General features: G+C 60.9%; 9 protein-coding genes. 2 read left to right on the top strand and 7 right to left on the bottom strand.

What is annotated here, in order from left to right; genetic code table 11:
- Positions 1 to 117 precede the first annotated feature (117 nt).
- Positions 118 to 1,260: a helix-turn-helix transcriptional regulator gene (locus BUE16_RS13185; protein ID WP_073310501.1), complete on the bottom strand. Its 1,143-nt coding sequence runs from the start codon at positions 1,258 to 1,260 to the stop codon at positions 118 to 120.
- Between the two features lie 260 nt (positions 1,261 to 1,520).
- On the opposite strand from BUE16_RS13185, the gene BUE16_RS13190 reads away from it, so the two are divergent.
- Positions 1,521 to 2,999 carry a DUF7096 domain-containing protein gene (locus BUE16_RS13190; protein WP_143165443.1) on the top strand — a complete coding sequence of 493 codons (1,479 nt, stop codon included), beginning with the start codon at positions 1,521 to 1,523 and terminating at the stop codon, positions 2,997 to 2,999.
- Positions 3,000 to 3,057: 58 nt separating this feature from the next.
- Here BUE16_RS13190 and BUE16_RS13195 read toward each other — a convergent pair whose 3' ends face one another.
- From BUE16_RS13195 to BUE16_RS13205, 3 genes are all read right to left on the bottom strand, one after another.
- The gene (locus BUE16_RS13195; protein WP_234972398.1) at positions 3,058 to 3,384 is read right to left on the bottom strand and encodes a type II toxin-antitoxin system PemK/MazF family toxin; all 327 of its coding nucleotides are present in this window, start codon (positions 3,382 to 3,384) and stop codon (positions 3,058 to 3,060) included.
- Positions 3,381 to 3,752, bottom strand: coding sequence for a MarR family transcriptional regulator (locus BUE16_RS13200; RefSeq protein ID WP_073310505.1), 372 nt, complete (start codon positions 3,750 to 3,752; stop codon positions 3,381 to 3,383). Before BUE16_RS13200 ends, BUE16_RS13195 begins: the two co-directional genes overlap by 4 nt.
- 392 nt (positions 3,753 to 4,144) lie before the next feature.
- Positions 4,145 to 4,621, bottom strand: coding sequence for a YbaK/EbsC family protein (locus BUE16_RS13205; protein WP_073310730.1), 477 nt, complete (start codon positions 4,619 to 4,621; stop codon positions 4,145 to 4,147).
- A 284-nt stretch (positions 4,622 to 4,905) separates the two neighbouring features.
- Between BUE16_RS13205 and metG the strand changes: the two genes are divergently transcribed.
- Positions 4,906 to 7,014 (top strand): methionine--tRNA ligase, encoded by a 2,109-nt coding sequence (gene metG / locus BUE16_RS13210; protein WP_073310507.1) that lies wholly within the window; start codon positions 4,906 to 4,908, stop codon positions 7,012 to 7,014.
- Positions 7,015 to 7,359: 345 nt separating this feature from the next.
- On the opposite strand, the gene BUE16_RS13215 is transcribed toward metG, so the two are convergent.
- From BUE16_RS13215 to BUE16_RS13225, 3 genes are all read right to left on the bottom strand, one after another.
- A complete protein-coding gene (locus BUE16_RS13215) occupies positions 7,360 to 8,868 on the bottom strand; it encodes a transposase (protein ID WP_073310509.1) in 1,509 nt (502 codons plus the stop codon).
- 1,256 nt (positions 8,869 to 10,124) lie between these two features.
- Positions 10,125 to 10,502, bottom strand: a complete 378-nt coding sequence (locus BUE16_RS13220) for a type IV pilin (protein WP_234972399.1) — start codon at positions 10,500 to 10,502, stop codon at positions 10,125 to 10,127.
- A 207-nt stretch (positions 10,503 to 10,709) separates the two neighbouring features.
- A complete protein-coding gene (locus tag BUE16_RS13225; RefSeq protein WP_073310512.1) occupies positions 10,710 to 12,974 on the bottom strand; it encodes an NADP-dependent malic enzyme in 2,265 nt (754 codons plus the stop codon).
- Between the last annotated feature and the right edge of the window lie 84 nt (positions 12,975 to 13,058).

Consider the following 13,058-nt stretch of genomic DNA (forward strand, 5'->3'; position numbering starts at 1 on the left):
AATTCGGTGAAAAAGTGATGCAAATAGATGGAAATCAGTGCAAATATGGACTCGCCGATTTGGACTCACCAAGGCAGCCTAGAGGATCACAGTCTCGTCGATCGATCCCCTCGTCAATCAGTCGTCTTCGGTGTCGGGGAGGCTGATGACGTTCTCGCGGCCGATACGCAGTTTTTTCACCTCTCCTTCGTCGGTTAGCCTGGAGACGACGCGCGAGGTCTTAGAATCCGACCAGCCGAACGCCTCGACAATCTCCTTCTGTCGGACCCGACCGCCATGCTCCTGAAGGAAGGTGCGGACACGGTCCCCATCAGTCAGGAGGTCGTCGGTCTGCTCCCTTGGTGCACCGCTGACCCCGTTCGTCTTCGAAGTCGGGTCTGTCACCACGGCATCCTCCGTCCTTTCGGCAGCAGGTTTGTCCGCCCCTCCATCGATACGACGCAGATAGAGCAGCCCTGCAACGCCGAGCGCACCCAGAACCCCGAGGATCACGAGCACTGTCGAGAGTGGACGGTCCTCACCGCCGTCAGATCCATCGTCACCGGTGCCGTCGTTGTCTCCCTCGGCGGCATTTGTCCCGTTCGAAAGGGTAGACTCGCTCGGAAGAGTACTCGTCGGCGTCGTGGAGTTGGGCTTGAAACGGACGCGTGGCCGGTCGTCGGCGAAGTCCACGCGACCAACCCACGTGAGTGTCCCGGCGTCTTGTCGATCTGGCGCGGGAGACACAGAATCGATTCGGTAGCCTGTCGGTGCGGCGATAGTGAGGGTGTCGTTCGCGGTGATAAAGAAGCCTCCACCGAAGACATCGCTGACGATGATAGCATCACTGTCGGGGCGAGTGACGGCGAAGTCCGTCCACGTGAACTCGTAGACCACGACACCCCACCGCCGGGGGACTTCCTGTATCCGGGTCGAGATGGTGAAGTTCCCCGCAGTCATTTCCCGCCCCGTCGCGTTGGCTGCGTCATTCACCACACCTCGCATACGCTCTCGGAATGGACTGAGATGTCGATCGCTGTTGTTCCGGATCCGCATTTGAAACACCTGAAATTGCTCAACGTCCCGTGCCGTCGTCAGCCGTGTCCGAATCCGGATGGTCCAGTGAGCCGTCCCGTTTTCGTAGACCTGGATCCGCGTGGCGGTGTTGTCGGCTTCCGGTTGGACCTGTGCTACCTGAAGGGTCCCCGCGACCGGGCCCGCGGCAGAGACCAAGAGCATCACCGCGAGAACCGACAGGACGCGACGTCGCAAATCGGCCATCTCTCTATTGGTTCGTCCGCCAGTGCATAAGTCGGTTTGGCAAGGATGTGTCAGTCCAGACCTCTGCAGTACCGATTTTCTCCATTGTGTTGGGATGAGTGTCCGTCGGCACCGATCCCTCGGTCATTTCGCCCGCGGCAATAAAATAAATGCAGCCACCTAGCTAGGACGGTCCGCAAACGTCTGCAAATGTTCCGAACTGAATTTAATTGACTGGGAAGAACCAATCCTCATATGATAGGCGGGCCTGTAGGTCAAGTATGAACCGACCCGTCGTCTACCTAATTGTCGTTGCATTGGTAGTCGTCGGGACAGCCTTTCCAGCGAATTCGGCCGCAGCTCTCGGGGAGATTGTACCAAACGCAGACGCGGCCGACACATCTGTTGCGGACGATACCGTATCTCGCACGGAGAACCACACCCAGGTCGAAGTCGGGACAGGCGCCCAGCTTGCCACAGTTATACAAGTGACTGACGACGACACACGGACGGATATGAGGGAAGGGGGGTTCGATCTGGCGTACGAAACCGATCGCTTGGCGGCGGTCGCCGACCGTAGCGAAGAGCTTCGAGAAAGGGCCGCGGAAATACGCGATGACTACACGGAGGCAACCGAGGCCTACCGCGAGGGTGAACTCACCCGGTCGGAGTTCGCACAGCGACTGGCGACCCTTTCCGCCCGTGCGGGAAACGTTCTCGCATCCTACAACCAGCTCCGCTCGCGCATGGCGACCGTATCCGACGCAAAACTCCGCGCAGCCGGAGTGAACCGCTCTGCGCTTCGAGTCAGCATGGCGGGCTTGGATAGTTTGCAGGGAGCAGGCACTACAGCGTTGCTTGCCCGATTCACCGGCCAGAGCGATGGAGAGGTCCAATTGAGACTTAAGGATGGGCTCTTCATTGAGGTGGAAAGCGAGGGGGGTGAACGGTCCCGAGAGATCGAACGACCTCGAGACGACGATCCCGGCCTAACAGTCAACCAGTCGACGGCGCTTGACGCTGCCCGAAGCGCTCTCAGCACACCTGAAAGAGGAACTTGGACGCTCCAATCGTCCGATATCGACAAAGAAGACGGTGTCTACACCTTCGAGTTCGGGCTCAGCGCGACGAACCTGACCGGTGAGGCCGAAGTGGAGGTTGATGGGTCATCCGGCACGGTGTTCTCGCTCGAAGAAGAAATCGAGCAAACAGACGGGACAGAAAAGACAGAGAGCAGTAGCGACGAACTCGTTCTGAGTATTGTGGAAGGGGCCCTTGAACCAGAAGAGACTGTGACGATTCAGGTTCGAGCGGCCGGTCGCCCGGTTCGAGATGCCGTCGTCAGGCTGAACGACCGTGAGGTGGGAACGACTGGAAACAACGGTACGATCGAGATCACGCTCCCCCCGGGTGGCGACGTTGAAGTAAGCGCGACGAAAGGTGATAGCGACGGTAGATTGAGGTTCGAACTCGAAGAGACCCGAGATGCGGACGACGATGGGGATACACGGGAGCTCAGTCTCAGCGCATCTCTTGATAATAAAACGGTGACCATCGAAGTGACCAAGGGTGGGTCGACCGTCAATGGCGCGTCGGTCTTCGTGGACGGCGCCCGCGTGGGATCGACCGAAATCGACGGGCTGCTCGCGTTCCCACTTCCAGAAGACACCGACGAATTCGAGGTGACGGTCCTCCACGACGGGGCAGAGATTGAATCAGAGTACGTTGTACAGAATGGATCGTTGGTTCCGGAGAAGTAATATTTGAGATCCATACCACCTGTCTAATGTATGTCGTCGCTCGAACATGCTGATCGGGTCACATCACCAGACTGGACCGAGATCGCGCGATTCGGAGCTGGCACGGGGCCCCAAACTGAGCGATTTCGTGCGACTCACCCCACGGGACGACTCGGCTCTCGTCTGGTGTACCACCACGAAGCCAACTCTCCTCGGGAATGTTGATGAGCCCATCCATCCATGATTTTGAGGTCAACGTGAGTGCGATATACTGCTCGCCGTGGAACGGACGGCCTTCGTGGTTCGAGAGGATAAGCCAGGGACGAGCGTCTTCCTCGCCTTTGAACGGGTCATCGCCATAGACGACGTCGCCCCGCTCAAAGATCGGTGTCTTTTCGTCGGTCACTGCTCATTCTCGGCGCTCGGGTGGGGCTCCTCCGGTGCGTGCTCGCGCCACGCCTCCTTATCCTCTGCACCGAGTTGGTCGTTGAACAGTGCGGTCGCCCGCTCGTACCCGCTGTATCCTTCGAGGCGTTCAGCATCGTCAGTCACCGCCCAGTACGTCGCCTTGTGTTCGACCAGACCGCGGTCCTTCAATCGTGAGAGCGCAGTACTCACCGCCCCCTCATCAACGCCGATTTGAGAGGCAATTTTGCGAGCCTTGAACGCCCGAGCCTCGTTGGCGGCGAGAAACCCGAGGACCTGATCTGGGATCGAAAGATCCGCGAGCTCATCCTCGCTCGTGTTCTCGAAAGTGTCTCGGTCGATGGACATCGTTGAAGAGAGATACGCCATTCACTGTAAAGAGTGTTAGGTCTGAAAGCTGCGAAAGTACCGGAGGCGAAAAAATCACCGTTGACGATGAAGCGATTCGAGAACCGTATGCATTGAGACGACCAGTCTCAACTTCCCACAACCTCGGAGGATGGCTTTGATGTGTGCCTTCTGTTCATATAAAGGACCTGTGAAACAGGAGCTGTCTTGCGGTTCCGTAATTTTATTACTCAGAAAACTTTTCTGAGCGACATACTCCGCGACTGCAGCCTAATCGCCGGACGAAAGACGATCCATCCACAGACCACGTGAAAATAAGGCACGCATCAAAATCCAAACTCCGAAACTCTGCAACTTCCCCGGTACGACAATTCGATATCGCGCTGTAGAGTTTACGCCGGCACGAAGGCCTCCACCGGTTCCGGGTCCGCGATCCGGCAGAGGGCGTCCGGGGTCAGCGCGAACACCGCGTCCGGCGTTCCGGCCGCAGCCCAGATCCGGTCGTGAGCGAGCAGCGACTCGTCGAGGTACGTGGGGACCGACGACTCGTGGCCGAACGGCGGAACGCCGCCGATGCTCCAGCCGGTCGCCTCCTTCACTTCCCGGGGGTCGGCGGTTCGAACGGTGTCGACGCCGAGTTCTGATGCGAGCCCGTCGGTGTCGACGCAGTTATGGCCCACCGTGAGCATGACGATCACTTCGCCGTCCGCCGCGAACACGAGGCTCTTGACGATCTGAGCGATCGAACAGCCGACCGCCTCGGCCGCGTCCGCCGCGGTCTTCGTCCCCTCCAGAAACTCCTCGATCGCCGCCTCGAAGCCGTACTCGTCGCCGACGCGCTCGGCGAACCGTGCCGCGCTGGTGTGTATACCGACACGGTTTCCGGCGATCTGCAAGTAGCTACGGGCGCCGACACCGCTCCGAACGATCGCCAGAGGAGCAGACAGCGAGCGTCGCCCCCGACCGTGACACCCCGGCCGGTTCGATGCACATCGACGAGTGCTTCGGCGTCGGGTGGAGCGTCCGCGGCCGCCGCGGCCCGTAACGGGATCGCGACGACGACGGCGCGCCGGCGGGGCACCGACGACGCCACGGGGGGAGACGGTTCGTTTGTTTCGGCGGGCTTTAGGCCCGCATCCACGACACCACATCCATGAGCAGCAAGGACACCGACACCCGCGAGGCGTTCCCCACGGACGCGCCGGCGGTGGTGACGTGCGGGCTGCCGTACGCGAACGGCGACCTCCACATCGGCCACCTCCGGACGTACGTCGGCGGCGACGTGTACTCGCGAGCGCTGGAGTCGCTCGGCCAGGAGACCGCGTTCGTCTGCGGGTCGGACATGCACGGCACGCCGATCGCCGTGCAGGCTATCGAGGAGGGCATCGACCCAGAGGCGTTCGCGCTGGAGTGGCACGAACAGTACGAGGAGACGTTCCCGAAGTTCGGCGTCGAGTTCGACAACTACGGCCACACCCACGAGGACGCGAACCGGGAACTCACCTACGAGATCGTCGAGCGCCTCGAATCCGAGGGCTACGTGGACGAGAAGAAGATCAAGGTCGCGTGGGACCCCGTCGACGAGCAGCCGCTCCCCGACCGCTACGTCGAGGGGACGTGCCCGTACTGCGGCGAACACGCGCGCGGCGACGAGTGCGACGAGGGCTGCGGACGCCACCTCGAACCGGGTGAGATCGAAGATCCCGTCTCGACCATCTCCGGCAACCCGGCGGAGTACCGCGACCGAACGCACAAGTTCTTCAAAGTCTCCGAACTCGCCGACTACCTCGACGGGTTCCTCGACCGACTCGAAGGAACCTCGAACGCTCGCAACCAGCCCCGACAGTGGCTCGAAGACGGCCTGCAAGACTGGTGTATCACCCGGGATCTGGACTGGGGATTCGACTACCCCGGCGAGGAGGATCTGGTCCTCTACGTCTGGGTCGACGCGCCCATCGAGTACATCGCCTCGACGAAGCAGTACACCGACCGCGTCGGGATCGACGAGTACGACTGGGAGGAGACGTGGCGCGACGACGGAGAAATCGTCCACATCATCGGCCGCGACATCATCCAGCACCACACCATCTTCTGGCCGGCGATGCTGGAGGTGGCGGACTTCCAAGAGCCGCGCGCCGTCATGGCGAGCGGCTTCATGACGCTCGACGGGGCCGGCTTCTCCACCTCCCGAAACCGAGCGGTGTGGGCGCGCGAGTACCTCGACGAGGGGTTCCAGCCCGACCTGCTGCGCTACTACCTCGCCACCAACGGCGGCTTCCAGCAGGACGTGGACTTCTCGTGGGAGAAGTTCCGCGACCGCGTCAACAACGAGTTGGTCGGGACGGTGGGCAACTACCTGTACCGCTCGCTGCTGTTCGCCCACCGGAACTTCGAGGGCACGCCCGAGGCCGAGGTGAGCGACGAGGTCGAGCGCCGCATCGAGGAGGCGATCGACGACTTCGCGGCCGGCGTCAACGACTACTCCGTCAGGGCGGTCGGAACCGCCACGGTCGAACTCGCTCGCTTCGGCAACGAGTACATCCAACGCGAGGAGCCGTGGAACCTCGTCGGCGAGGACGACGAGGCCGCCGCGCAGGTGATCTGCGACTGCGTTCAGATCGCGAAGGCCGTCGCCGTCCTCTTCGAGCCGATCGCCCCCAGCGCGAGCGAGGAGCTGTGGGAGCAACTGGGCGAGGACGGCTCCGTTCACGACGTGACAACGGATGCCGCGCTGGCGGCGCCCCCGCGCGACTTTGGCGCGCCCGAGGAGCTCTACGAAAAGATCGACGAGGAACGAGTCGAGGAACTCAACGAGAAGCTCGAATCGCGCGTCGCCGAGGCGGCCGGCGCCGACGGGAACGACGGCGAGGCCGCCGAAACCGAAAGCGACGAGGCCGAGGCAGACGCCGGGTCGGCCATGAGCGACATCGAACCCGTCGCCGACGACCGCATCAGCTTCGACGAGTTCAGGCACCTGGACCTCCGCGTCGGTGAGATCCTGACGGCCGAGCCGATCGAGGACTCCGACAAGCTCGTCAAGCTCACCGTCGACATCGGCGTCGAGGAGCGGCAGGTCGTCGCGGGTATCAAGCAGCTCCACGCGGTCGACGACCTCCCGGGGACGACGGTCGTCATCGTGGCGAACCTCGAGAAAGCCGAGCTGTTCGGCCAGGAGTCCAACGGCATGCTGCTGGCCGCGGGCGAGGGCGCGGATCTGCTGACGACCCACGGCGACTCGCCGGTCGGGACGAAGATCCGGTAAGCCGTCCGCCGCGTCGCCGACTGTTCCGTTCGAGCTGCCGACTCGCCAGCCGCTGCGCCGTTTCTCGAGCCGTCCGAAGCCGTGAGACCCGTGACAGAACCGGAGCCAGTTGATAAATCGCTATCTGCGATACAGAATGTCTGCTCGGACGAAGTTCACAGTTTCGGATGATTAGCTAGTTTTGGGGTAAATATCCGTAAACTCGCCAAGTTATTCACTAATATGGAATTGGATTTGAATCTATTTTCCAGAACTACCCGACGAATATGAGAAAATCACATGAATTTTGGCAGTGCTAAAGAGTATTGCCACTCCAGAGTGGCAGACTCAGCGGAGTGCAGCCGTTTAGTCGGGCGGAATCAACGCCGAGGTGATTAGCTCCGCACACTCGCCGGCAGTTAACACGGGTGCGTAGTCGATCTCACCGTCGACGCCCGCTTTCAGCAGGAAGTCGGTGAGCCGCCAGATGTTGTATAAGAGCACGGCGAACACGAAGTAGAACAACCGAACGCGATAGTCCTTCGAGGAGGTCTTCGCGAGGAAATCGTACTTGAGCGAATTGTACTCGTTTTCGATCTGCCAGCGGCGGCTGTAGCGCCGACAGAACGACTCAGCCTCTTTCGGGCCGACTCGGATATTCGTGGTGAAGACGGTTGTGGCCTCACCATTCGTCGACGGCACGTACAGGAACTGCATCGAGTGACTTCCTGATTCGACGTGAACAGACGCCGATTCTACCGCGACAGCTTGTCCGTTGGTCTCCATTGTTTCTATGGCTTCCCGCTCAGTGCTGTTGATTCGCGTGGGAACGAGGTAGTTCACCCCGAGATTCGAGAGCGTCTGGTAGACGTTCTTGGAATCGAACTCGCGGTCACACAGCACTGTCTCCACGGGGACGTGTTCTTTCGCTCGTTGAACGAGCCGACGGACGACGCGGTGAACCTGATTCGGCGGATTCCTATCCCACGCCGAACTCTCCCGAATCGGCTCCAAAGCGAGCACCAGCGGGATGTTCTCGCCGACAATCGACAGCGTCGCGAACTTGAATGCCCGCTCTTCCTCGCCCTGCATCCCACTGACCATCGGCATCTCTTCGACGTCGCCGTAGTACGGGATTGTCGTGATGTCGATTGCCGCAGTCACCGGACGCCGAAACGATGCCTCCGAGGCGATAGCCGAGAGCAATCGGTCGCTCGCCTGATCGAAGCCCTCGATTAGCGCTTCCGGCTCGAATTGCTTGACCGCCCGTAGATGCGTGTCCCCATGCGGGCCATACTCTTCGCCCCGTCGGAATTGAAACCGTGCGGCGCCCTGCGCGGTGCCACAGCCGACCATTCCCATGAACGTCTGTAACTCGAAGAACTGTGTATCCTCGTAGGAAGCGTTCTGTGCTCGATCAGAGTCGAACCCATCGAAGCCATAGTCCCGTGCGAGGCGTGTCGTCCGGTGAATCTGCTCGTCTGAGAACTCAAGAGCCCCAGGCTCGTCGTTCCCATCGTCTTCGGACGACTCCGGCTTCGGGTCGGTGACTTCCTCCCTTGGACGTACTGCGGGGGTTGTGGGGCCGTAGTCGTGGATCTCTTTGACCACAGAGTGAGCGGCGACGGTCACGTATTCACGAACACCATCGTCGAAGCGGGTCCGCCACGTGCGTGAGAGGACAGATTCGTCGGGGATGTGGTCCAAACCGAACGGTTCGGCGATTTCCTGATACGTTTCGAGCGTTCGGTAACTGTCGCCCGGGATCTCTCGATAGATGAACAGCTGGAGCATTCCCTCGAACGACTCGGGTGCCGGATGCCAGTCTGGATACCCGTCCTCGAGATATTCTGTGTAAATAGCGACCTCGCTCACAGCCGTCCGGAGACACTCCTTCTACAGAGTGTCCTACTCTGGACGACAGTCCGACACAGGACCCAAAACCGGACAGTATCCGATACGAGGTAGCAATCGCTGATGCTGAGAACTCCAGTGACCTCTACTTTACTGCTCAATTTCCGCAGCAGGGGGATTCTGATTCGACCAATGAGGAACTGGATTTGGCTTTGGATATAATCGGTGGGACAGGTGCCTACGCAGCTATCGGTGCAGCTGTGGGCAATTATCTCATAAATAGTGACAATGTCAGCGTTGATCTCCCTGGCGATCAGTCGTCAGTCACATGAGATATGGATCTCACGGGGGATTCGGATGACCTTCCACAAGAAAAGAATGGGGAAGCGAAAGCAGTGCAGCTGAGTACACGAGTGCACAATAATTATGATAGCGGCGATCATTACGTGAAATTTATCCCTGAATATACGATGCGAATTCCTCGCATTGATCAGGTCAACTGCCGCTGTGAGCCGTACACACTTTATAAAACGACTGCACCCGGCGTAATCGGGTTTGCAGGGTACGAAGCACAGCCGTAGAATATCTGCTGCCTTAGTTTTTTGAAGAACTACGACTGTACACTTCAAGTCCGCTCTGCTTAGTAATACGGATTGTAAATCGGTTTAAACAATCTTTAGCACATGACACGCTCAGGTTTGTCAATTGATCCTCTGATTCGTTAGTCAGTGAGACTGTCAATTGAAGATTATCACCCTGTTGAAGTTGACTAAACTCCGCCTCAAATGTGTAATTATCACCATCGGGTGTTACTCCAACATCCAGCGATAGAGACGCCAGTTGCTCGTCCTCGTGGGTGAGTGTGCAGTCAATTGGTTGAATTCTATCAGATACGTTGAAGAGAAGTATCCGAACAGTCTGAGTTCCACCGCTCTGGATAGCCGAGCATCCAGTTATTCCGATTGTTAGCGGTAACGCAGCGATCATTCTCCGTCTCGTGAGGGACATAATTTATAACTGTTTCACTAGTATATTAACTCCATGGTCTATCTTGACTTGTTGTTGGGTAGGCTCTCGTCTGGTGATTACCGAATTGAGGATGCGTGTGTCGTTCAAAAAGTTTTTGAGTGATATAAAACCGAAACCACCAGACTGCTCCCCGTTCACGGCCACTTCTGAAGAATAAAAGAGACGCATCAATTCCGTCCTCCGAGGTTGTGGAAGTTGCGACCGTTCGGAGCGTCAGGGGACTACGGCCTGAGGAGGAGATGCGGGAATCACGACGGGGTTGTCCCGCTCGCGAGCACCGCGGAGTCCTCGCCGTTCGCCGACACCCAGATCACTCGCACGGTCGCCCCCGCATCGACGCCCGTGACGGTCGCGATCGATCCGGCCGACACCGCTCCGTCGAACTCGTCGGTTCCACCGGGCGTCAAGAGCTTCACGGTCTCCGGTTGCGGGATCGTGTCGCCGCCGGTGTGCCTCGCCGTCACGTTGTAGGTGCCGCCGCCGGCGTCACTGTAGTCGAACTGGAAGTTCGCGTTCGGCGAACTCGGCTGTACCTGACCGCCGATCCCGAAGACGAACGAGCTGACGACCGCGGCCAGAATGACCGTGATCGCGACCATGAGGATGACGCCGATGATCGGCAACACCGCGCGCTCGTCCTCGCGTTCGAGTAGTGCGTGTAGCTTTATGATCGTGCAGCCCGTCGAAGCACGAGGTATCCCCCCTCGGCGTGGCCGGGCGCTGATTGGGGTCTCTCCGAACACGACATAAATCCCGCGTAAGAATCTGTTGAACTAATATGGCGTTCGAGAGACAAGATACCGGGGGCGACGGGAGCTCGTCCCGCTGTCGACCTACTCGTCTTCGCCCTGGGCGTCGACGACGGCGACGCCAGCGAGGTTGACGATGTCCTTGACTTCGTCGCCGCGCTGCATCACGTGGACCGGCTGGTCCATCCCGACGAGCATCGGCCCGATCGCCTCCGCGCCGCCGAGGCGCTGGAGCAGTTTGTAGCCGATGTTCCCGGATTCGAGGTTCGGGAACACGAGCACGTTCGCGGGCCCGTCGAGCGTCGAGAAGTCGTAGGTGTCCTCGAGGATGTCCTCGACGACGGCGGTGTCGGCCTGCATCTCGCCGTCGACGGGGAAGTCGACCTCGGGGTCGTCGTGGAGCAGCTCGACCGCCTCGCGCGGCTTGCGCGTCCCGGGGTTGTCGACGGAGCCGAAGTTGGAGTACGACAGCATCGCCGCGCGCGGCTCGACGTTGAACCGCCGCGCCAGCGTCGCGGTGTGTTTCGTCACCTCGGCGAGCACCTCGGCATCGGGCGCCTGGTTCACCGTCGTGTCGGCGCAGAACACGACCCGGTTCTTGAACGTCAGCATGTACACGCCGGCGACGTACTCGGCGTCGGGAGCGGTCCCGATGACCTGCAACGGTGGCCGCAGCGCGCTCGGATAGTGGTGGGTCAGGCCGGTGAGCAGCGCGTCCGCGTCGTCCTGCTCGACCATGACGCTACCGAAGTAGTTCGTGTCCCGGCGGACCAGTTCGCCGGCCTCAGATCGGGTCACTCCCTTGCGCTTGCGGAGGTCGTGGAGTCGATCGGCGTACACGTCGGCCTTGCCGTCCGCGTCGGGGTCGACGACCTCTGGGTCGAACTCCAGCCCGAGGTGCGCGGTGGTCGACTCAATCGTGTCGCGGTCGCCGAGCAACACCGGGTCGGCGATCCCCTGTTCAGCCATCTGGTAGGCGGCGCGGATCATCTTCTCGTCGGTTCCCTCCGCGAGCGCGACGCGCTTCGGCTCCGACCGCGCCTTGTTGAGGACGACGCGCATCATCTCGCGGCTCTTTCCGAGCCGTGCCTCCAGCTGCTCGGCGTACTCGCCGGTCTCGACCTCGGTGCGGGCGACTCCCGATTCCATGGCGGCCTCTGCCACCGCGGGCGCGACCTCGAAGAGGACGCGCGGGTCCAGCGGCTTCGGGATGACGTACTCGGGGCCGAACTTGAGCGGCTGATCGCCGTACGCCTTCACGACCGCGTCGGGCACGTCCTGGCGGGCCAACTCCGCGAGCGCCTCCGCGGCCGCGCGCTTCATTTCCTCGTTGATGTCGGTCGCGCGCACGTCGAGCGCGCCGCGGAACAGGAAGGGGAACCCGAGGACGTTGTTCACCTGGTTGGGGTAGTCGGAACGGCCGGTGCCCATGATGACGGTGTCGTCGCGGGCCTCCTTCGCGTCGTCGTAGGTGATCTCGGGGTCCGGGTTCGCCATCGCGAAGATGATCGGGTCCGAGGCCATCGACCGCACCATCTCCTGGCTGACGATCCCGCCGACCGAGAGGCCGACGAACACGTCCGCTCCCTCCATCGCGTCGGCGAGGTCGCCGCCCTCGCCCTCGGTGGCGAACTCCGCTTTGTACTCGTTCACGTCGCCGGCGGCCGCGCGCTCCTCGGTGATGATCCCGGAGGAGTCACACATCGTGATGTTGTTGGGATCCGCCCCGAGTTCGACGTAGAACTTCGCGCTCGCGATGGCGGAGGCGCCCGCGCCGGAGAAGACGATGTCGAGGTCGACGAGGTCCTTGTCGACGATGTCGGCGGCGTTGATCAGCCCCGCGCCCGAGATGATTGCCGTCCCGTGCTGATCGTCGTGGAACACGGGGATGTCCATCCGCTCGCGGAGGCGCTCCTCGATCTCGAAGCACTCGGGCGCCTTGATGTCCTCGAGGTTGATCCCGCCGAACGTCGGCTCCATCGCGGCGACCGTCTCGACGATGGCGTCGGCGTCGTCCTCGTCGAGCTCGATGTCGAACACGTCGATGTCAGCGAAGCGCTTGAACAGGACGCCCTTCCCCTCCATCACGGGCTTGGAGGCCTGGGCGCCGATATCGCCGAGGCCGAGCACGGCCGAGCCGTTCGAGACGACCCCAACCATGTTGCCCTTCGCGGTGTACTCGAACGCGCGCTCGGGGTCGGCGTCGATGTCGCGACATGGTGCGGCCACCCCCGGTGAGTACGCCAGCGAGAGGTCGCGTTGGGTGTTCGTCGGCTTCGTCGTCGATATCTCGATCTTTCCCGGCGGCTCAGATCGGTGATACTCCCGCGCGTCGTCGTCTAGTCCCATACCGTCGCGACCGCAGGATAATGGAAAAATCTACCGAGCCGACACCTGGATCGCCCGATCTCTGAAACAAGAACTCGCGGGCGA

The organism is Halobaculum gomorrense, assembly GCF_900129775.1.
Lineage (GTDB): Archaea > Halobacteriota > Halobacteria > Halobacteriales > Haloferacaceae > Halobaculum > Halobaculum gomorrense.